Source organism: Arenibacter amylolyticus (genome assembly GCF_002150785.1).
Lineage (GTDB): Bacteria > Bacteroidota > Bacteroidia > Flavobacteriales > Flavobacteriaceae > Arenibacter > Arenibacter amylolyticus.
In genome coordinates, this window is record NZ_MTAZ01000014.1 from 97,266 (window position 1) to 118,469 (window position 21,204).

Below are 21,204 nucleotides of genomic sequence, written 5' to 3' on the forward strand. Positions count from 1 at the left end.
TGAGGTCGATTTTAACCTAGAAAAAATAGAAGTTACTCAAAAAAATGATTCCTAAATCATCTAATTTAAGAAAGGAGAAGGAATGGAGGTAAGGTTGATACCTTATAAAACTGGGGCATGACTTAATTATGATTTGATGGAAACGGTAAGCAGATTGCTCTTTCCATCATGGCCAACGGCCCTAATTATTTAATCTAGAATGTCTAAGCTTTTGGAAAAATCTTCTAATAAGGGCCATTCATTTTCCTCAACAAAACGATAGCACCCCACAATGCGCTCTTTAAATTCGGGTAACAACCCATTGATAGAGATATACTGAACCAATTCGTTAAAAGATTTCTCCATACTCTTATAGAAAGCCAATGGCAAATTGTTTTGCATGGAAAAGGTTTGTGCAATTTCCAAATTATACAACATAAGATCGGCAGTAATAGGCGGATCTACGCCTAAAGTGATAAAGTGTTTGATGAATTTATGGGCTACAGACCTCCTTGCCTTGGCCCGCCTTCTCTTCTGAGGGAAGTACTCATTAGAGATTTTTATTTTAGCGTCCTGCAACAACTTATCTTCCCTAGGATTAAATACAAAGTTGTAATATTCCTTAACGATGGGAAACCTAGTGTATAAATCCATCACCTGCAGCTCTAGCTCCTCTTTATTTAATTCAGACAAATACTTTGTCAATGCTCTTTTGCTCATTAATCACAAATTGATTTCGTACAAATTAAGAGAATCTTTTTGGTATTGTAAACTGCACAAGAAAGGAAATTAGCAAAAAAATTGATGATATAACGCATCAAACTCTTAAAGTTGTCACAAATTAGCATATACACCCCCTAAATACTTGGAAAATAGGTAATAATAACGTATCATGAGAGATTAACAGCTTAATTTTTAAGACAGATATATATGAGGCAACTAAAGATTATCAAGCAGGTTACCAATAGGGAGTCAAAATCATTGGATAAGTATCTGCAGGATATCAGTAAGATTGATTTAATTACGGCCGATGAAGAGGTAGAATTGGCTCAAAGAATCAGAAATGGGGATCAATTGGCGTTGGAAAAATTGACCACTGCAAACCTAAGGTTTGTTGTTTCGGTGGCAAAACAATATCAGAATCAAGGGCTAACCTTGCCCGACTTGATCAACGAGGGAAATTTAGGATTAGTGAAAGCGGCTAAAAGGTTTGATGAAACCCGTGGATTTAAATTTATTTCCTATGCTGTTTGGTGGATTAGACAGGCAATTCTACAAGCACTGGCAGAACAGTCGCGAGTGGTAAGACTGCCGTTAAACAGAATTGGCTCTATCAATAAAATTAAAAGGACTTTTTCCTATTTGGAACAAGCCCATGAACGTCCACCATCTGCAGACGAAATTGCTAAGGAATTGGATATGACTATCGCCGAAGTGGAACAGTCCATAAAAATTTCTGGAAGACACGTATCTATGGACGCTCCGTTGAAGGAAGGTGAAACCTCTAATCTATACGACGTATTGCGATCTGGGGAATCGCCAAAGCCAGACAAGAAATTATTGTTACAATCCCTAAATATCGAAATCAATAGAGCATTAGATACCCTCTCCCCTAGGGAAGCGGATGTTATTAAATTGTATTACGGTATTGGAGATCAACAATCCATGACCTTAGCTGAAATTGGTCTTACATTTGATCTTACAAGGGAAAGAGTACGGCAGATTAGGGAAAAGGCAATTAGAAAACTACGCCATAACTCAAGAAACAAAATGCTGAAAGCCTACCTAGGATAATGCTTTAATACAAAAGACTATCTAAAGAAGATAAGCTATTACTACGGTTTAAAAGAGGATTTAATTTATGCCAGTGAAGAATGTATCTTCCAACGGCGCTCCCCCTCAAGGTACCACTAGCTCTTTTTTAGATAGTCTTTTTTTTCAACTACAGGTTGGTTAAGTTTCTGATATTGAAATCCGATAAAATTTGGTTTAAATCATCAATAAAGTCCATATAGGCTGCATTGTCATAATGTTGATTTGCCATAATAAGGGGGTTTTAGATTTAATGTGGCGCTAAACTACATATAGTCTAGTTCTACCAACTCATTTAAGCTTAAAATTTCATTTAAATCCTGAAGAAATGCTAGGTATTCTTCTCCGTAGGTGTCATAGAGCATGGTAAGACAGGTTTTTGTTAATACTAGGTTTAGGTTGATTATTACTATAGTAAACATATCACTATTCCACAATACTTCAATTGAAATGTGGTGAAAATGCCATTTTCTGTTGTCAATTGTACTTCCCTTATACATTATCTCCAAGGTAACCGATCCCCATTAAGGTATTAGGGCCTCATTTTAGCCATCAAAACAGCTTCTAACAATGGGAATATGCAACCTTTTCATCCTATTACTCCACACCATGTATTGCCTACTACTCGTAAATTAACCCCATTCTATTTAGGTTCTCATTATGGGGTTTTCCCTAGAACTAGTCCTATTGTTGCCCCAGGTTGCAAAGGAAGAAAAATTAAAACTCTAGGAGCCCTTTATGCTCCCAATTAAATGTTCCCTAGGTTTCGTTTTGTGTTTTCAATTGGCGTTATTTGTAGGTCTTAAACCAAATTATTATGAAAAAAACAATCGGACTATTATGCTTACTGGCTATAGTAGGCTGTAAGGAGAAACAAGTGGAAAAAGAAGTTTCCCTGGAAGAAAAAGCCTTGAAAATTCATGACGAGGTAATTACCATTGATACCCATATAGATATCAATGTTGCCAATTTTACAGACACCGTTAACTATACGCAGCGGTTAGACAATCAGGTAAACCTACCAAAATTGAAAGAAGGAGGCGTAGATGTTTCTTGGTTAATTGTATATACCGGTCAAGGAGAATTAAATGCTGAAGGCTATGCCAAGGCAAAGGAGAACGCCCTGTCAAAATTTGATGCTATTCATAAGCTTTGCAACGAAATTGCACCAGATGAAATAGAGCTGGCCTACAATACCGAGGATGTAAGAAGAATTGTTGCTTCGGGAAAAAAAGTGGCCATGATTGGGGTAGAAAATGCCTATCCCATAGGGGAGGATCTATCCGAATTTGAAAATTATTACAATATGGGGGCTAGATATATATCCCTTTCCCACAACGGACACAGTCAGTTTTGTGATTCTAATACTGGGGAATCAGACAACGTATGGCTCCATAATGGCTTAAGCGAACTAGGCAAGCAAGCGGTGGCAGAAATGAACAGGTTGGGGATAATGATAGATGTATCACATCCTTCCGCGGAGGCCATGAAACAAATGATAGCCTTGTCCAAGGCTCCACTAATTGCTTCACATTCTTCCGCTAGGGCACTATGTGATCATAGTAGAAACCTAGATGACGAGCAGTTATTAATGATAAAAGAAAATGGCGGGGTGGTACAAACCGTTGCTTTTAGCGCCTACCTTCATACGGAAAAGAACGAAGCACACCGTGACTATACCAGAAATCTAAATAGACAGGTAGCAGATTCTCTAGGTGTAAATTGGTATGAGAGATGGCAATTGTCTGGCTTATCGGAAGAAGAGCGAGCCAATTATAGAAAACACTATCCCACAGTAGTAGAAATTGCCAAGGCTAAGGCCGCCAAGGATCCAAATGCTCCTGAAGGTGTTAGTGTGGCCGATTTTGTAGACCATGTAGATTATATGGTAGATTTAATAGGAATAGACCATGTAGGTATTAGTTCTGACTTTGATGGTGGCGGAGGAATCATTGGGTGGGCCGACGCCTCGGAAACCAAAAATGTGACGCTAGAATTGGTGAAAAGAGGATATACCAAAGAAGAAATTGCTAAACTCTGGGGAGAAAACCTACTAAGGGTAATGGATGAGGTTCAGAAAGTGGCTGAAGCTAGCTCTAATAATTAAATAGCATTATACCATAAAAGGTGGAAGAATAAAATAAAAAGGGTTGGACTTTAAGTAAAAGTTCAACCCTTTTTATACATCGATATATAAAAAACTCATTTCAGATGAAGGTGAGCGTTAAGCCTCATCCTTATGTATTATTTACAGCATCAGAATAAAATTTATTGTTAAGAGGATAAACGATCCCTTACATATTCTACTTTGGTTTTTCCATGTGGTTTGGGTTTCCCATCATCCCCTAAATTTACCATAATAATATTTTCTACAGTAATTATAGTTTCCCTGTTCATCTTATTTCGGACTTCACATTTTAGAGTTAAGGAAGTTTTTCCAAATTTAACCACTTCTATACCTATTTCAACAATGTCGCCCGTTAAAGCGGTACTAGTGAAGTTAATTTCTGACATATATTTGGTTACTACCCGCTTATTCTCTAATTGAATAATACTATATAGAGCGGCTTCTTCATCTATCCACGCCAAAAGCCTCCCTCCAAATAAGGTATTATTAGCATTTAAATCTTCTGGTTTAACCCATTTTCTTGTGTGAAATCTCATTTTTTCAAATTTTTTATTAAAAATAGGTAAAGTAATTAGTTTAAGAGAAGTGCAAGGAAGAAAAGTATGGAGATTTAGAAATAGCTCAATTACACCTCCTTATTTTATTGGTAATGAAGATTTGTCGGGAACATAACTAAGAAAATAATAAGCTTGTTAAGCTTTAGATAGTTATCCTATCCTAAATGTTTACAACCTCGTTAAAAACTATAACGCTCCTACCCTTTTCCCATCAAGGTTTAACCCTATCTTTATAAAAAACACCCTTGCTATGAAGTATAGATCGCATTATCTTTTGGAGATTAGACCAGTACTCCCCAACGCTGTAGTAACCGAAAATATGAGTATGGGCGAGAAATTTCAAAATAAAACCTTACGTCCAATCCTTAAATTGCAAAACCCCTTGCTGGTATTGGTTCTTAAAAATTACATTGCCAAACACAAGAACGGTTTTTATGACCTAAGTCCGGAGAAACGACTCCTTTTTATAGAAAATTCCATTCAAAAGGACATTAAATTCAGAAATTCCCTAAAAGGCATCCTAATAGGGCAATTTACAGAGGAGGAATACGAGTTATATATCCAAAACTCATCTGCTCTAAATAAAAGGATGATGAATATGGTCATTGCCCGATTGCAGGATCAGATACAACAATTTGACCATCAGCCTTTACCTTATGTCTAATGATTTTGGTCTATTAAGGATTCCCCATTGAGATTAGTGGTTAAAACCTCGCTCATATAGTTGAAGAAGGGCCGTATTTTTTGGAAGGAATCATCAATGAGATTCATAAAGTTATCGGAGAAAACTTCCTTATCCTCTATCTTTCTAAGGAAGATAAACTGCTTTCTTTTTATTAAATCGATGTTTTCATGCTCCCTGTCAAAACCCATTGGGGCTGTTTTTAAAGCTTCCCCTTGCAGGGGCCCCCAAACCTCTTTTAAGGTAGGCTGATTAATAATAGCCCTAATTTCTGAACTATCTTGTTCAAATTCCTTTCTTATTCGAAGTAGATCCTCTTTATTGGGATTCCAGAAGCCAACTGCCAAAAAAGAATTTCCTGGAGTAAGCTGTACGTAATACCCCCCTCGTAAATGGAGTCCAGCACGTGAATAAGAGGCTGCAAAATGGGTCTTATAGGGGGTTTTATCTTTGGAAAAACGCACATCCCTATAAATACGGAACATCTTTAGTTTTTCAATATCATCGTGTTGTTCCAATCTATTTTTAAGGAGCGCGAAAAACTCCTTGGCCACAGCTTCCTGCTTTTTAAATACTATTTTGTGTTCGGCAAACCACTCTCTAGAATTATTATTTGTAAGGTCTTCTAAAAATTGAAATACTTCTTTCGTAATTACGGCCTGTTGTGTACGACTCATTTGATGTTAACTTTGTGCTAAAGTTAACCTTTTTGGCATCAAAGGGTTTTGAAATAATAGTTAATTTTGAGTTTCTACAATCAAACTAGCAAATGGATAAAGCAGTAATCATAAAAAATATTAAACAACACAAAAAGCAACCCAACCTACGTTTTGTTCTAAAGGAGAAAACCGAAGAGTTTACGGATCGGCTGTTTTATACCTTGTTCGATATTGACACTCCTGTAGAAAAGAACCTAGATCTTCTAGAGCAGGATTTTAAGGAATTGGTAGAGTTGGCTTGCTGGAAGACAGATAAACCATGTAAGGAAGTCTGGGAACATTACGTTAAACGACTACCAGAAGTCCTTGAAAAATTAAATTTGGACGCCCAAGCAACCGTAGATTGCGATCCCGCCTCCTTATCCATTGAGGAAGTATATTTGGCCTATCCTGGTTTCCATGCCGTTGCCATCTATAGGTTAGCCCATGAGTTATACAAGAAGGGATTTCCGTTGGTCCCCAGATTAATGACGGAATATGCGCATAAAATAACAGGAGTGGATATAAATCCCGGGGCAAAAATAGGAAAGTCATTTTTCATTGATCACGCAACAGGCGTGGTTATTGGGGAAACCGCTGTTATTATGGATAACGTTAAGATTTATCAGGGGGTAACCTTAGGTGCTTTATATGTAGCCAAGAATCTTCAAAAAACGAAGCGTCATCCCACCATAGAGGATAACGTTACCATCTATGCGAATGCCACTATTCTCGGAGGGGAAACGGTTATAGGGAAAAACTCTATAATTGGAGGTAACGCATGGATAACCGACTCTGTACCCGCCAACTCCACCGTATTTCACACACCAGAAATTAAAATAAAAACTACACCACATGTCTCATAGCTTGTTGGACACCATTGGGAATACCCCTTTGGTATTGTCCAAAAATATCAATCCCAATCCCAACGTGTCCCTATATTTTAAAATGGAAAGCCATAACCCTGGTGGCAGCGTAAAGGACCGGCCCGCTTTTAACATGATAAAAGCTGGTTTGGAAAGGGGCGATTTTAACCCTACTTCCAAATTAATTGAAGCCACTAGTGGAAATACTGGGATAGCCTTGGCTATGATTGCCGGACTCTATGGATTAAATATAGAGTTGGTGATGCCAGAAAACTCTACGAAAGAACGAATTCAAACAATGAGGGCCTATGGAGCCAAGGTAACCCTTACCCCAGCAGAGGTAGGTATTGAAGGAGCAAGGGATTATGCAGAGTTAAAAGTAAAAGAGGAAGGTTACCATATGATCAACCAATTTTCTAATCATGACAATTGGAGAGCTCATTATAATAGTACCGGACCAGAGATTTGGGATGCTACCCAGGGTAAAATCACACATTTTGTATCATCTATGGGGACTACGGGAACCATTATGGGGACGTCTACCTATTTAAAAGAGCAGAATTCTAAAATCCAAATTGTAGGTGTACAGCCCACTGATGAGGCCAAAATACCAGGAATACGAAAATGGCCGGAAGCCTATCTGCCTAAAATATTTGACCCTAATAAGGTAGATACCGTACTGGAGGTAAGTGAATTGGAAGCTATAGACGTAACCAAACGCTTAGCTAAAGAGGAAGGAATTTTCGCTGGAATGAGCAGTGGAGGCGCCGCCGCAGCTGCCATACGATTGGCAGAAACATTAGATAGTGGGGTCATTGTTTCCATAGTCTGTGATAGAGGAGACCGTTATCTATCTTCGGATCTTTTCCTGTAAATTAATAAACATTAGGTGGCTGCATATTATTACAACCACCGCTTTCTTTTAAAAAAAACTAGTAAGCCAACAAAAACCAGAAGCATTAACCCCCATACATAGAAGTAGCCATATTTAAATTGTAATTCTGGCATATAGTCGAAATTCATACCATAAACACCTGCTATAAACGTAATAGGGATAAAAATAGAGGCCATAATGGTAAGTACCTTCATCACCTCGTTCATTTTATTACTGATATTACTTATGTACATATCCATAAGGCTCATGGACATTTCCCGGTATACTTGAAGCGTTTCGTTTATTTCGGTACTATGGTCCATGGCATCCCTTAGAAATAGCTTGGTGTCTTTAGTGATTAGCGGGTGTTCTGAATCTATGAGTTTACTTACCATTTCCTTTACTGGGAAGATCCACCTCCTTATTTTAAGAACTTCCTTTTTTAATTCTAAGATATTCTTACCGTGATCGGGCCTAGGATGTTCATAAACCTCGTCTTCTAATATTTCAATTTTCGCGTTTAAATTCTCTAAAACCACAAAATAGCTATCTATAATGGCGTCTAACAGCGCAAAGAATAAATAATCGGCTCCCCTTGCCCTAATCCTACCCATCTTATTTTTTAACCTATTATAGACACCATCAAAAACATCGTCCTTAAGTTCTTGTAAAACGAGTACGGTATTTTCCATTAAGATAATGGCCACATGTTCTTGAACCAATTCATTGTTATGATCTAAATAGAGCATGTTAAACACACTAAAAATGTAATTATCGTACTCGTCTACCTTAGGTCGTTGATTGGTATTCACGGCATCTTCAATAGAAAGCATATTAAGATCAAAGGATTTTCCAAGATTCTCTATCAGCGCTTCATCGCTAATACCAATAACATCTATCCATGAAATGGAGGGACTATCTTTGAGCGCTATAATTTTATTGTATTCCTTCTCTTGATACACATCTAAATCTAGCTCCTCAATTTGATTTTCATTGTATTCCAACACATGGACACTGCTTTTTGCCCCTTCCCTATTTCCCATATAGATGACGCTTCCAGGAGCTTTCCCCATCTTTTTTGAGCGTTTGGAGGTTCGTTTTGGTGGTGCCTTTTGCTGCTTTTTCTTTTTACTCATAAAATTCCTTAGTATATAACCTAGCTTATGCGGGTCTTTGGATTACTAATGTAAGCATTTCAATATAGGAATTCGATTATAAATACGACATTAATGACCGAAGTACTACAGCGAGATGGTACGTATTAAGGCTTACACATCTTTCAAGGCTCCTCATAATAAGCTAAGTATTTGGATGGGGCTATTAAGTGAAATCCAAATTGTAAAGCATTAATCCCGAGCCTGGAGCTACGAAAGTTAAGGGTTTTGAATGCTTGTTTTGGAGCGCCTCTTCCAAATCTGATGGGAGAAGTTCCCCTTTACCTAATTGGATTAAGGCTCCCATAATCATCCTAATCTGGTATCGCATGAATCCAGCTCCGGTAATATGTAAGGCGTAGCTTATCTCTGGAAAAAAGTTAGCCTTTAAAATGGTGTTTTCTTTTATTACACAGCTGTCAATAGTCCTAACCACCTTGGTATGGGGCTGTAATCTAGCGGTAAAGGCAGAGAAATCATGGGTGCCAATAAACATCTCAGCGCATTTCTTCATCAATTCAATATCTAGATCCTCTATAATATTGGTGAGATATGGGGCGCAATAAGGGTGGTTTTTATCACCAAACGAAAAGAGATAAACATACTCCTTGTGGGTCCCATCCTTAATTATATTAAACTCTTTGTCTACCTCTTTAAGAGCAACTACTCGAATATCGGAAGGCAGATTTCTATTAAAGTCCTTAATGAAATCCTCCTCATTGTCAATTGGGGCATCGTACAAAAACAACTCAAAGGCCATATCCAAGGCCGAAACCTTGGCATCCGTTCTCCCAGCCCCCAAAATTTTAAACTTGGTATCCGGTAAAATAAATTTCAACGTTTTAGTCAGCATCCCTTCTACTGTCTTATGTTGGGGTTGTTTTTGCCACCCACTAAACCTAAATCCTAAATACTGTATGCGAATTAGGTAATAATATCTCTTAGTATGCATATTAACCTTTAAATAAACTCTTGTCCAATTCCTATGGGTAATATTCCATAGGGCCAGATTACAATATTACTACTAATCAATCTAAGGAAACCTATATAATAAAGGAAAAACCTTTAGTAAGAACTACTTTCAATCAAAAATTTTACACATTTAAACGGTGAGCTCTCCTCCTCATTCGTAAAGGCAGTTCTTAGACTAAGACATTGTTACAATATTCTTTTATCATCTATCCAGTGGTTTGTAGATATTTCTTAACTAGCATATTAATTAAATTACCTATTTTGTAGGAAGAAATATGAATAGAGTAGCTGGGAAAAGGGAATATTCTGACTTTAATTTTCGTCATTATGTCGATATTTTAACTGTCAGCCATAATTATACCGTAACTATGCCTAAAATATTCTAACAAGCATTACACCTATATGGGAGTTAAAATAAAAATAGGGGCTATAAGGCAAAATCTCATTATATCGATTAGTATTTTATTTGTATTGATGATATTTAGTTTTTATGGTTTGTACAGCAACCACTTTCATTTCAATCAATTAGAGCGCTTTTTATTTCCTATAATATCCGTGATTCATTTTATCTATCTCTATATTCTATGGTTTAAAGTATCGGAAAACGAATATCCAGATACGATAATGAGAAATATAGAGTATACAATGTACGGGGTAGTGTTATTCTATATCTTTAAAATAATTGAAACAGCATTACTCTTGGGTACATACACTAAATTTGAAGGCTATATAATTCCAACTACCTTTTTACCCTTGGGAATTATTAAGATTAGCCTTCAAATTCTTCTTCCTGTATGTACTATTTGGTCTTTTTCCATCAGGAAAAAGAAAGTAGGCAACTATAATTTTGACTACCTAAACGAGCATTCGGACCATTAAGATTTTATTTTCCTCTAAAGTCCGCGAATAAAACTTCCGTATACATCCTTAATTTGATATCCTTTTACAAAGCGCTGTTTGCTTAGCTTCTTATAACCCACCAGCCCCCAAAGCAGTAGTTCTTTAAGGAAATAGATATCTTTTTCTTCCATTTCTGGTTGGTATTGCTGTATTAATTGGTTTAGAGCGGGAATGCTATCCAATTTCTCTTTATAAACATGATCCTTGTCGTCATCCATCAACTCAAATCCATCACCATCAAAGAACCAGCTAACTAGCTGGTCGTAGGGTCCTTCTTCATCCTTGTGTTCTAGTTTTTGGATTATAGGGAAGTACTGCGCAAAAAGGGTTTTAATGGCCTCTTCTATCAAGATTTCTGCAACCTTGCCGGCGCCCTCCTGTTCGCCTTCATATACCAGCTCGATTTTACCGGTTATAGCTGGAATAATTCCCATAAAATCCATCAATCGGACTTGGGTATAACCATCGCCATTTTTTAAGGTTCTTCGCTCAGCTGTACTTAATAAATTTTCCAATGCCGTGATGCTCATCCTGGCACTAATTCCGCTTTTGGGATCTACATACTCGCTTTTACGGGCTTCTATACTAATTTGCTCTAATAGGTCCTTTGCCATATCGGGAACATACACCATTTCTTTCTGTTGTTCGTCCAGTTTAGCTTCTTGTTCGGTAATCTTACGTGCGGTTTCCAAATCCTCTGGATAATGGGTAAGAATCTGTGACCCTATCCTATCTTTCAATGGAGTTACAATACTACCTCTATTGGTATAATCCTCTGGATTTGCAGTAAACACAAACTGCAGATCTAGGGGTAAACGCACCTTAAATCCTCGGATTTGTATATCTCCTTCCTGTAAAATGTTAAATAGCGACACTTGTATCCTGGCTTGTAAATCTGGCAATTCATTGATTACAAAAATACTTCTATTAGCCCTTGGGATCATTCCATAATGGATTACCCTTTCATCTGCATAGGACAACCTTAAATTTGCTGCTTTTATAGGATCTACATCCCCAATTAAATCGGCAACGGTTACATCCGGGGTGGCCAATTTTTCAAAAAAACGTTCACTACGGTGAATCCAGCTGATGGGAGTATCTTCCCCATGCTCTTTAATTTGTTCTAAAGCGTATCGCGATATTGGTTTTAAAGGGTCATCATTGATTTCAGAACCCGAAACTATGGGAATATATTCGTCTAGTAATCCAACCATTAGTCGCGCTAAACGGGTTTTCGCCTGCCCCCTAAGTCCAAGTAAATTGATGTTATGCCGAGATAGGATGGCGCTCTCTAGTTCGGGAATTACGGAGTTTTCATAGCCCCATACCCCTGGAAAAGCATTTTCGTCCGATTTAATTTTTTGTAATAGGTTATCCCTTAATTCATCCTTGATGGATTTTGTTTTATAACCCGATTTTTTAAGATCTCCTAAGGTTAGAATTTCCTGGTGATTCAATTTCATATGTTTAAGTAATTATTTTATTGGTTTAAATAAATCCTTTTATTATCCAGATTGGTTTTCTAAGAATATTTAACCTTTTAATCTTTTTCTTCTATTCTGTTCATAATCCTCAAATATCATTTCCCCCAGACCCTTTAATCCTGTGAAGAACGCCTTGCCTCTATTTGCCTCTGTAAAATGCCTAACAAATTGCGTTAAATATGGATCTTTGGCAATCATAAAGGTAGTGATGGGAATATGTAATTTTCTGGCTTGTTGCGCCATATTATAGCACCTTTCCACAATATAATCGTCCAGTCCAACACTGTTTTTATAATAGGTGCCATCAGGCAATTTAATGCAACTTGGCTTACCATCGGTTATCATAAAAATCTGTTTATTGGTATTTCGTTTTCTACGGAGCATATCCATAGCCAACTGTAATCCGGCAACGGTGTTGGTATGGAAAGGACCAACTCTTAAATAGGGTAATTCCTTTATGGAAATAGGCCATGCATCGTTCCCAAAAACCAACACATCTAACGTATCCTTGGGATAGCGAGTGGTAATTAGTTCGGCAAGCGCCATGGCTACTTTTTTAGCAGGCGTAATCCGATCTTCCCCATAGAGGATCATACTGTGGCTTATATCGATCATCAGGACCGTACTCATCTGGGCTTTGTATTGCGTGTCTTCCACAACCAAGTCCTCCTCCGACAAATTAAAATTCCCGATACCGTGGTTTATTTGGGCATTCTTTAGACTTTCGGTCATGGAGATACGTTCTAAACTATCCCCAAAGCGAAATTCTCTATATTCCCCGGTATGCTCATCTCCCCTACCCGGTTTTCCCGTTTTATGGTTTCCAGAGCCACTGCGTTTAATTTTACCGAAAATCTGATCTAGGGCGGCTTGACGGATTACACGCTCCATTTTAGCGGTAATGGCCAAGTCTGCCTTAGAAGTGCCTTCTCCAGTGCCGTCTGTGTCCCCAAGCTCAAACTCCTCACGTAAATAACCCTTGGCTTTAAGGTCTTCTATAAAGTCTTCTATTGTATAATTCTCATCGGTTAGGCTATATTCCTTATCCAATTCGCGTAACCAATCTAAGGCCTCATCTACATCCCCGGAAGTATGGGTGATTAATTCCTTGAAAATCTCAAAGAGTTTTTCGAACGGACTTAGATCTGGTGCAACATAATTGGAAAAACGAAAGCCTCTTCTTTTTTCTATTGACATATCATAAATTTAATACATTTGGGATACATCCATTGCTATTTTAAGAAAACTTAACTATTAAGGCGCTTTGGCCACAATGATCACCCTAACTTTTAAATATTCCGTTGGCTTTCTTTGCTCACGATTGTCTTGTTAAAAACCTTCTACCTTCGCCCTCCACGAGGTAAACTTCTTTGCACTAACCCACTAGGTTTCCTGCCATAAAAATTGAGAAATTTGGGATCTACAGTAAATAGGGTATCTTCATCTTTTAATTATCGTAAGCTATTATGGACTACAACTAAGCTTATGGTAACTATTGATCTCAGCTATTAATTTATTGGTGGATTCCCTAGTGTTTTTCAGCAAAAAATAGCACTAATACAAGGCAGGGAATCACCTTCTAAAATCAAATATCAAATGGAGCAAGAAATGATGCTAACAAAGAAAGGCATGCTTGGTAACTATCCCCAGCAGCCACATGGAGGTAAATTGGTCGATTTAGTATTAAAAGGAGCGGAATTAGATGAGGCACTTAAAAGAGCTGCACAGTTACCTGCTATAATGATCGACATGGAGGCGGTGATTACTGTAGAGATGATCGCAACCGGGGTTTTATCTCCCAATGAGGGTTTTATGGATGAAGCCAACTATATGTCGGTCCTCAGTAAAGGTCGATTAACGAATGGTCTTATCTGGCCTGTACCCCTTAGTTTTGCCCCTACAGGCGAACGAAACCGAGTGTAGTGAAATCTTTGGCCATAGGGGAAGAAGTAACCCTAATTGACGAGAAAAGGAACCCAATTGCCATTCTTACCCTAAACGATATATTCTCCTATGATAGGGAGTATAGGGCTTCACAGCTTTTTGGCACCACGGATAGAAACCATCCGGGGGTAGATGCCATCTACCGTAGAATGGGCGATACGGCTTTAGGAGGTTCCCTTAAATTGTTAGGACGAATGGATTGGGGTCCCTTTGAAAAATTACGACTAGAACCCAAGGATACTTGGAAGATGTTTTATGAAGGGAAAAATTTCCGGTCTGTAGCCGGATTTATAACCGGTGCCAATCCGCTTCATAGAGGGCACGAGTTTATCCATAAGAATGCTTTGGAGGAAATTGATGGCCTACTTATACAACCTCTCGTGGAAATGGCGAAAAGGGAATATACGCGTCACGAATTTAGGATGTTATCCTATAGAAGTGTCTTGGACACTTATTACCCTAAAGGTAGATCCATGCTTTCTCCCTTACGGGTAACCTATATTTTTGCCGGACCCCGGGAAACGGTATTGCATGCACTAATTATGAAAAACTATGGCTGTACCCATGCGTTAATTGGACGGGACCATGCCGGAATAGGTGAATTCTATGACAAGTATGCCAGTCATACCGTCTTCGATGAATTTGACCCGAAGGAATTAGGGATAGCTATAAGACTATTCCATGAAGTTTTTCATTGTACCCGATGTAGTAATTTGGCAACAGGCCAATCCTGTCCACATGACGAAAAATACCGAGTACATATATCCGGAACAGGAATTAGGGAAATGCTGCGTCATGGAATATTGCCGCCAAAGGAAATTATAAGGCCAGAATCGGCACGTATCGCCATACAGGGTATACAATCCAAGGGACTGGACGAAAATGACCAATCTATTTCCCCTGTGGGGCAAACCATTAAAGCCATATTTCCATTTTATTCTGAGAGGAAGAATTTAGGGGGGTTAAAACGAAGTGAGCCTCTAGATTGGGATTCTTTAACCAAAAGGGATCTGGAATAGGTTAATTTGGATATCCGATTAAATGCAGACCGAATCTATAGGGACATATTTAATGAATACAGCAGTCTTGGGGACAGCAATCGCAACTTACAGCCTGCTTGGATTACAGAGGCCCGGGAAGCAGCACGATCTCAACAAAATATGGTGATACAAGACCTGGAGGAAAAGTTAGAGCAAGCCCCGCCCGTGGCGTCCGATGAATTTATGTATCAAGATAAAGAGGAAGCTGTTCGCGAATTGGAGGTAGCCCAAAGAATATTAAAAGACATTCCCTATCCGGTAAAAGCTAAAGACTTGAAATATAGAACATGGAACCCAATACCTTATAAACGCTTTAGGGGTAGTGATGAACCATCTAAAAAAGACGAATCCGATTTTTAAGAAAACGTTTTAACGGCCAGTTCTTTTGACTTTGGATTGGATTCATTTCTGCATACAAGGTAGCCCTTAGTTTAGTGGACAAAACCTAGGGGCTACCTTTATTTAATAAAAGAGTTCCATTTTGTTAGGTAGTTTTATTGAACCTTTTTGCGGGAACCCAGGCCTCCACGGGGCGTTTAGTAATTTTAGTGAGCTCAGATTGGTTTAGGTACAAAATGTTTTGCAGGCCCATTATACCAACTTATTTTTAGAAGCTAAGAAGGTAACAAGCATGAAAACACTTTCTATTTATGATGCTTTTCAAAAAACTCCTCCTTTGTGGTATGATAACTACGAGGGGTTGGAGCAATTTGTTTTTCCAGGGATCAATCTTCAGGACTTTTCCCCGCTTCCCATTCCGAAGCAGCTTAGGCTAGGTCATCAATTGGAGTTTGTATTTCATCAATTGCTATTGCATAATCACAGGTATAAGGTACTTGCTACCAATGTGCCCGTTAGGAAGAATAAAATAACGCTTGGGGAGTTCGACTTCATTCTCCGGGATTTGATTACGGGAAAACCTATTCACTTAGAGCTCACCTACAAGTTTTATATAGTAACGGGAGTCCAAAACACTCCCATGGAAGAACAACTGCTTGGCCCTAATTTTAGGGATACCTACATGCAAAAGAAGGAAAGAATAATAAGTCACCAATTACCTTTATCTTCCCATAAGGAAGGGAGAAACACCTTAAAGGAATATGGAATTGATGCCAAAGACTTAAGTAAGCTGGTATGTTTTAAATCTCAATTATTCACTCCTTACTATAGTACAAAGATGGATGTAACCCCATTTAACTCCGACTGTATAAGGGGCAGCTGGATTAGCAATGTGGATTTTGAAAGGGAAGAGTTTACATCCTATCAGTATTATTTACCCACCAAAATAGAATGGCTTTTACCACCCTATAATGAGGTGGAATGGTGTTCCTATAAAGATATATTGGATAGCATTTTACCCCGTTTGGAAAATAACAGTGCGCCCATGTTATGGGTTAAAAAAAGCGCCATGGAATTGTCTAAGATTTTTATTCTTTGGCGTACTCCCTAGATATCCCCATAAACAGGGTGCACTGCTGGCGGACTTTATAGGTATTGGAAATAAAAAAGCCGTTTACTTCCCTTAGGAAATAAACGGCTTATACTAAAAAAAAACACTTAAACTATTAACTTATAATATCTAAGGGCGCCGTAGTTTCCCATCTTCCTCTTGTGAAATCTGGAAACTCTTGCGGTGCTCCATTTTGAGCTACAGAGGCCTCACTCAAAGTACCTACGGCACTCCAATAACAACCTTCGTATACGTTTTGGTCTAATGGCTGGCCATTACGTAGACACTCTACAATTCGGTAGAGCATCATAAAATCCATTCCACCGTGTCCGCCCATTTTCCTAGATAATTCTCCTAATCTAAGGTATAAAGGATGCTCATACTTCTCATAAATCTTTGCGAGCTGCTCACCTTGTCCCCAAGAGTGGTGGTCCTTTGGACCTCCTTCAAATCCGCCTTCTAAGGCAATTCTTGTTGGGAACCCTTGCATAGTACCTTTTGTACCTTGTATTAAATTATGTCTGGTATACGGTCTAGGGCTAGTCTCATCCCACTGTACCATAATGGTCCTACCTAGGTGGGTCTTTACAATAGACGTGTTAATATCTCCTCCCTTATAATCTAACTGATTCCATTTATGATCAGCTGGGAAATTTTTGGCAGCATACAATTGTCGGCCTTTCGCTGGTGAGGAAAAGGAGTTTATAAATTTAAAGTTGTCCTCGCCTCTTGCTAAATTCATGTATTGGGCAACTGGCCCTAAACCATGTGTAGGATATAAATTACCATTACGATGTGCATAGTGTGGTGTACGCCAAGAACCGGTTCCACGCTCTACCTCATTCATTTGAAAACGAAGTTCATGGATATAGGAAGCTTCCCCATGTAAAAGTTCTCCAAGAACGCCTTGCCTACACATATTTAGATATAAAAGCTCCTCCCTACCGTAGTTAACGTTTTCCATCATCATACAGTGCTTCTGAGTCTTTTCGGAAGTATCTACAATCTCCCACATCTCCTCAATGGTCAGGGCAAGTGGGACTTCTACAAAAACGTGCGCTCCACTTTTCATAGCCTCAATGGCCATAGGGGCGTGTAATTTCCAAGGAGTACTTACGAAAACTGCATCGGGCTTTTCCCTTTTCAGCATTTTCTTCCAGTCGTTTTCTCCTTTGGTATATAATTTAATCTTTTGGTGACGGGTACCTTTACCATTCTCCTTGCATTTATCTGCAGATCTTTGAGCGTTATCCTCATAAAGATCGGAAATAGCAACCACCTCAGTACCTTCTATAGAAGCAATTTGATGTGCGTGACTAGAACCACGAGCACCTACTCCAATAAAAGCACATTTAACTGTATCCAATTTAGGAGCAGAAAAACCACCCATATACTTAGCACCTAAACTTGGCGTAGGTGCTTCATTAAAATTTTTATTAGACAAAGAGCTTGCCCATCCTTGTGCCATTGCCAATCCCATACCAGCAATGGATGATTTTCTTATAAAATCTCTCCTATTTGACTTCATTTCCTATTTATGTTGTTAATTATTCCAAAATTCCAAGTGCTCAAGATAGTATTAATTTTTAATTTAAAATTTATCCTGTTATAAATTAAACAATTTATAACAGGTTTTTGATAAGACTTAAGAATTATAACTAGTCCAGATGGGCCTCCAAGATGAGCTTTAGAGTCTTTTAAATATTAATACCCCTAGGGTGTGGACTATTGAAGGATTATAGCGTTAGCCAAACCTAGACCGTGTATGGCCCCCTTTGGATATTGCTAGTGGCGTGTCTCCAATACTTTTACAATATCTTTCAATTGGTAGCCTTTTGCCTGCAGCAATATGAGATAATGAAAAAGCAGATCGGCACTTTCATCCAGGAAGAGTGAGTCGTTTTTATCCATGGCCTCTATCACCACTTCCACGGCTTCCTCACCCACTTTTTGGGCTATTTTATTGATGCCGCTTTGATATAGGGAGGAAACATAACTAGCTTTATACTCAGGATTAGGTTCCTTCCCTTCTGCTTGTGCCTTTCTATCTGCGATAACTCCCTCTAACTCACTCAAAAATCCATAGCGCTCCAAATTCTCCTCACCCCAACAGGTGTCCGTCCCCTTATGACAAGTAGGCCCCACTGGTTCTACAGTCACTAAAAGCGTATCATTGTCGCAGTCTGACTTTATGGTTACCAAGTTTAGGAAATTACCGCTTTCCTCTCCCTTGGTCCACAGTCTATTTTTAGTGCGACTAAAGAAGGTGACTTTTTTGGTCTCTATGGTGTGCGCATAGGCTTCTTGGTTCATATAGCCCAGCATAAGTACATTCTTTGTCTTCGCGTCTTGTATGACGGCTGGCACCAATCCGTCCTTGTTTTTATTGAAATCTATGGTCATTGTTCTATGCTTGTTGTAGTGGAGATAACGATAAAGAGTACACGTACTTGTATATCCCTTTATGGCATTGCCCCTTTACGATTTATAATCTAACGGGAATGTCTTTGCTATGCAATTCTTCCTTTAATTCTTTTATGGCTATTTCCTTAAAATGAAATACACTTGCTGCCAAAGCGGCGTCTGCTTTCCCTTTGGTGAACGCGTCGGTGAAATGGGCAATTGTACCCGCTCCTCCAGAGGCAATTATCGGGATGTTTAATTCCGTGGACAATTTTGCCAAAGCCTCATTGGCAAATCCGTTTTTGGTTCCGTCGTGATTCATACTAGTGAATAAAATTTCACCTGCACCACGCGCTTCCACTTCCTTAGCCCAATCAAAAAGATTAAGCTCGGTAGGGACCTTTCCTCCTACTAAATGCACAATCCACTCCCCATCTACCTCTTTTGCATCAATGGCCACTACAATACATTGTGAACCAAACTTAGCCACCAAATCATTGATTAACTGTGGATTTTTCACAGCGGAGGAATTGATGGATACTTTATCGGCACCATTCTGCAGTAGGATGTCCACATCTGCTACGGAAGAGATTCCCCCACCGACAGTAAAGGGTATATTCACTTTTTCGGCAACCCGTAAAACAAGGTCTGCCATGGTGCGCCTACCTTCTTCTGTTGCAGAGATATCTAAGAATACCAGTTCATCTGCACCGGTCTTGGCATAAATCTCTGCCAATTCTACCGGATCTCCAGCATCACGTAGGTCTACAAAGTTAACCCCTTTAACGGTCCTCCCATTTTTGATATCTAAACAGGGTATGATTCTTTTTGTCAGCATTTTAAAATATTATGGTTGGCCTACCCATTATAACTTTTTAGGGTGAATATGGCCATAGCTTTTTATTATACGTACTAATTGGCCAAAATAAATTCTTCCAATTGTTTTAGCGAAATCTTGTTTTCATAAATTGCCTTTCCAATGATGGTGCCTTCGCATCCCAATTCAGCCAATTTGGGTAGTTCCTCAAAGGTAGCGATGCCACCGCTCGCAATAAGTTGTAGTTGTGGCCCACAAATTGAAATTATTCTTTCGTACAGCTCAAAAGAAGGCCCTTGCAACATACCATCCTTACTGATATCTGTACAGATAACCGACTTTATTCCTTCCTTCTGATAGCTTTGTATAAACGGGATTAATTCCTCGTTGGACTCTTCGGTCCATCCAGAAACAGCCACCATTTCATCCTTAGCATCGGCACCTAAAATAATTTTATCGCCCCCATAGGTCGTAATCCATGTTTTAAATGTTTCGGGATCCTTCACAGCGATACTTCCCCCTGTAATTTGATCGGCCCCACTTTCAAAAGCAATCCTTAGATCCTCATTGGCTTTTAGTCCACCACCGAAATCGATTTTCAAGCTGGTTTTGGAAGCGATCCGCTCTAACACCTTATAGTTGACAATATGATTTGCCTTGGCACCGTCTAAATCTACCAAGTGGAGGTGTTTTATCCCATGGGCCTCAAATTCCTTGGCCACTTCCAATGGATATTCATTGTAAATTTTCTTGGTATCGTAATCCCCTTTGGAAAGACGAACACATTTTCCGTCTATTATATCTATTGCCGGTATAATTCTCATGTTATTGTTTTATTCACTAATTGATATTTACAAGAAAGTTTTTCAATATCCGCTCACCCACCACGCTACTTTTTTCGGGATGAAATTGAGTTCCATAAAAGTTATCTTTTTGCAGAGCCGCGCTATAATCCAGTCCATAGTTAGACTGGGCAATAGTTGCTTCACAAACTGCTGCATAAAAGCTATGGACCATATAAACGTGTTCGTCTTCCCTCACCTCACTGAATAGGTCCGACTTAAGTTGACTAATCTGATTCCAACCAATTTGGGGAACTTTTACCGAATTAGGAAATTGGGATACTTCTACGTCAAAAATTCCTAGTCCCTTAGTATCGCCTTCTTGAGAATGGTTACACATTAGCTGCATACCCAAACAGATACCCAACACAGGTTGCTTTAATTGTGGAATTAAGCCATCCAATTTACTTTCCCGTAATTTATTCATGGCACTACTAGCCTCCCCAACACCTGGAAAAATAACTTTGTCTGCTGCCACAATTTCTTCTACATCGGAACTAAGTACCGCCTGGTACCCCAGGCGTTGAATAGCAAATTTAATGCTTTGAATATTCCCAGCCCCGTAGTCTATTATTACAATTTTCATTCTGCTATTCTTTAGA

At 38.8% G+C, this 21,204-nt stretch carries 23 protein-coding genes; 10 read left to right on the forward strand and 13 right to left on the reverse strand.

Annotated features, from left to right (window positions below):
- Nucleotides 1-189 precede the first annotated feature (189 nt).
- The gene (locus BV214_RS06995) at nucleotides 190-699 is read right to left on the reverse strand and encodes a DUF6155 family protein (RefSeq protein ID WP_086476776.1); all 510 of its coding nucleotides are present in this window, start codon (nucleotides 697-699) and stop codon (nucleotides 190-192) included.
- Between the two features lie 210 nt (nucleotides 700-909).
- Here BV214_RS06995 and BV214_RS07000 point away from each other — a divergent pair, with 210 nt between their 5' ends.
- Entirely contained in the window at nucleotides 910-1,773 is an 864-nt protein-coding gene (locus BV214_RS07000) for a sigma-70 family RNA polymerase sigma factor (protein WP_086476777.1), read from the forward strand.
- 284 nt (nucleotides 1,774-2,057) lie between these two features.
- On the opposite strand, the gene BV214_RS16655 is transcribed toward BV214_RS07000, so the two are convergent.
- Nucleotides 2,058-2,213: a hypothetical protein gene (locus BV214_RS16655; RefSeq protein WP_217868669.1), complete on the reverse strand. Its 156-nt coding sequence runs from the start codon at nucleotides 2,211-2,213 to the stop codon at nucleotides 2,058-2,060.
- Nucleotides 2,214-2,608: 395 nt separating this feature from the next.
- Here BV214_RS16655 and BV214_RS07005 point away from each other — a divergent pair, with 395 nt between their 5' ends.
- Entirely contained in the window at nucleotides 2,609-3,898 is a 1,290-nt protein-coding gene (locus tag BV214_RS07005) for a dipeptidase (RefSeq protein WP_086476778.1), read from the forward strand.
- Nucleotides 3,899-4,065: 167 nt separating this feature from the next.
- On the opposite strand, the gene BV214_RS07010 is transcribed toward BV214_RS07005, so the two are convergent.
- A complete protein-coding gene (locus BV214_RS07010; RefSeq protein ID WP_086476779.1) occupies nucleotides 4,066-4,455 on the reverse strand; it encodes an acyl-CoA thioesterase in 390 nt (129 codons plus the stop codon).
- Nucleotides 4,456-4,726: 271 nt separating this feature from the next.
- Here BV214_RS07010 and BV214_RS07015 point away from each other — a divergent pair, with 271 nt between their 5' ends.
- Nucleotides 4,727-5,140: a glyoxalase gene (locus BV214_RS07015; RefSeq protein ID WP_086476780.1), complete on the forward strand. Its 414-nt coding sequence runs from the start codon at nucleotides 4,727-4,729 to the stop codon at nucleotides 5,138-5,140.
- Here BV214_RS07015 and BV214_RS07020 read toward each other — a convergent pair.
- The gene (locus BV214_RS07020) at nucleotides 5,137-5,835 is read right to left on the reverse strand and encodes a DUF2461 domain-containing protein (RefSeq protein ID WP_086476781.1); all 699 of its coding nucleotides are present in this window, start codon (nucleotides 5,833-5,835) and stop codon (nucleotides 5,137-5,139) included. The two genes, BV214_RS07015 and BV214_RS07020, sit on opposite strands and share 4 nt — an antisense overlap.
- A gap of 92 nt (nucleotides 5,836-5,927) precedes the next feature.
- Here BV214_RS07020 and epsC point away from each other — a divergent pair, with 92 nt between their 5' ends.
- On the forward strand, nucleotides 5,928-6,722 hold the full coding sequence (gene epsC / locus BV214_RS07025; protein WP_086476782.1) for a serine O-acetyltransferase EpsC: 795 nt from the start codon (nucleotides 5,928-5,930) through the stop codon (nucleotides 6,720-6,722).
- Nucleotides 6,712-7,596, forward strand: coding sequence for a cysteine synthase CysM (gene cysM / locus BV214_RS07030; protein WP_086476783.1), 885 nt, complete (start codon nucleotides 6,712-6,714; stop codon nucleotides 7,594-7,596). Before epsC ends, cysM begins: the two co-directional genes overlap by 11 nt.
- Before the next feature lie 29 nt (nucleotides 7,597-7,625).
- Here cysM and corA read toward each other — a convergent pair whose 3' ends face one another.
- Together corA and truA are read right to left on the reverse strand one after the other, a co-directional pair.
- The gene (gene corA, locus BV214_RS07035) at nucleotides 7,626-8,732 is read right to left on the reverse strand and encodes a magnesium/cobalt transporter CorA (protein ID WP_086476784.1); all 1,107 of its coding nucleotides are present in this window, start codon (nucleotides 8,730-8,732) and stop codon (nucleotides 7,626-7,628) included.
- A gap of 184 nt (nucleotides 8,733-8,916) precedes the next feature.
- Nucleotides 8,917-9,702, reverse strand: a complete 786-nt coding sequence (truA, locus tag BV214_RS07040) for a tRNA pseudouridine(38-40) synthase TruA (protein WP_086476785.1) — start codon at nucleotides 9,700-9,702, stop codon at nucleotides 8,917-8,919.
- A gap of 422 nt (nucleotides 9,703-10,124) precedes the next feature.
- Between truA and BV214_RS07045 the strand changes: the two genes are divergently transcribed.
- Nucleotides 10,125-10,601, forward strand: coding sequence for a hypothetical protein (locus BV214_RS07045; RefSeq protein WP_086476786.1), 477 nt, complete (start codon nucleotides 10,125-10,127; stop codon nucleotides 10,599-10,601).
- A 14-nt stretch (nucleotides 10,602-10,615) separates the two neighbouring features.
- Here BV214_RS07045 and BV214_RS07050 read toward each other — a convergent pair whose 3' ends face one another.
- Both BV214_RS07050 and BV214_RS07055 read right to left on the reverse strand, forming a co-directional pair.
- Nucleotides 10,616-12,085 (reverse strand): sigma 54-interacting transcriptional regulator, encoded by a 1,470-nt coding sequence (locus tag BV214_RS07050; RefSeq protein ID WP_086476787.1) that lies wholly within the window; start codon nucleotides 12,083-12,085, stop codon nucleotides 10,616-10,618.
- A gap of 69 nt (nucleotides 12,086-12,154) precedes the next feature.
- On the reverse strand, nucleotides 12,155-13,303 hold the full coding sequence (locus BV214_RS07055) for a vWA domain-containing protein (protein WP_086476788.1): 1,149 nt from the start codon (nucleotides 13,301-13,303) through the stop codon (nucleotides 12,155-12,157).
- Between the two features lie 399 nt (nucleotides 13,304-13,702).
- On the opposite strand from BV214_RS07055, the gene BV214_RS16885 reads away from it, so the two are divergent.
- The 4 genes from BV214_RS16885 (at nucleotide 13,703) to BV214_RS07065 (ending at nucleotide 16,540) form a co-directional block, all read left to right on the forward strand.
- Nucleotides 13,703-14,029: a hypothetical protein gene (locus BV214_RS16885; RefSeq protein ID WP_217868660.1), complete on the forward strand. Its 327-nt coding sequence runs from the start codon at nucleotides 13,703-13,705 to the stop codon at nucleotides 14,027-14,029.
- The gene (locus BV214_RS16890; protein ID WP_217868662.1) at nucleotides 14,029-15,069 is read left to right on the forward strand and encodes a hypothetical protein; all 1,041 of its coding nucleotides are present in this window, start codon (nucleotides 14,029-14,031) and stop codon (nucleotides 15,067-15,069) included. Before BV214_RS16885 ends, BV214_RS16890 begins: the two co-directional genes overlap by 1 nt.
- 6 nt (nucleotides 15,070-15,075) lie before the next feature.
- Complete coding sequence (locus tag BV214_RS16895) at nucleotides 15,076-15,450, forward strand: hypothetical protein (RefSeq protein ID WP_217868664.1); 375 nt, start codon at nucleotides 15,076-15,078, stop codon at nucleotides 15,448-15,450.
- Nucleotides 15,451-15,721: 271 nt separating this feature from the next.
- On the forward strand, nucleotides 15,722-16,540 hold the full coding sequence (locus tag BV214_RS07065) for a DUF1853 family protein (protein ID WP_140157737.1): 819 nt from the start codon (nucleotides 15,722-15,724) through the stop codon (nucleotides 16,538-16,540).
- A 115-nt stretch (nucleotides 16,541-16,655) separates the two neighbouring features.
- On the opposite strand, the gene BV214_RS07070 is transcribed toward BV214_RS07065, so the two are convergent.
- The 5 genes from BV214_RS07070 to hisH all read right to left on the reverse strand — a co-directional run bounded on the left by BV214_RS07070 (nucleotide 16,656) and on the right by hisH (nucleotide 21,188).
- Nucleotides 16,656-18,068, reverse strand: coding sequence for a Gfo/Idh/MocA family protein (locus tag BV214_RS07070; RefSeq protein ID WP_086476790.1), 1,413 nt, complete (start codon nucleotides 18,066-18,068; stop codon nucleotides 16,656-16,658).
- Nucleotides 18,069-18,325: 257 nt separating this feature from the next.
- Nucleotides 18,326-18,943, reverse strand: coding sequence for a bifunctional phosphoribosyl-AMP cyclohydrolase/phosphoribosyl-ATP diphosphatase HisIE (hisIE, locus tag BV214_RS07075; protein WP_086476791.1), 618 nt, complete (start codon nucleotides 18,941-18,943; stop codon nucleotides 18,326-18,328).
- Between the two features lie 82 nt (nucleotides 18,944-19,025).
- On the reverse strand, nucleotides 19,026-19,781 hold the full coding sequence (hisF, locus tag BV214_RS07080; protein ID WP_086476792.1) for an imidazole glycerol phosphate synthase subunit HisF: 756 nt from the start codon (nucleotides 19,779-19,781) through the stop codon (nucleotides 19,026-19,028).
- Nucleotides 19,782-19,855: 74 nt separating this feature from the next.
- On the reverse strand, nucleotides 19,856-20,584 hold the full coding sequence (gene hisA / locus BV214_RS07085; RefSeq protein ID WP_086476793.1) for a 1-(5-phosphoribosyl)-5-[(5-phosphoribosylamino)methylideneamino]imidazole-4-carboxamide isomerase: 729 nt from the start codon (nucleotides 20,582-20,584) through the stop codon (nucleotides 19,856-19,858).
- A gap of 16 nt (nucleotides 20,585-20,600) precedes the next feature.
- Nucleotides 20,601-21,188: an imidazole glycerol phosphate synthase subunit HisH gene (gene hisH / locus BV214_RS07090; RefSeq protein WP_086476794.1), complete on the reverse strand. Its 588-nt coding sequence runs from the start codon at nucleotides 21,186-21,188 to the stop codon at nucleotides 20,601-20,603.
- Nucleotides 21,189-21,204: the final 16 nt, after the last annotated feature.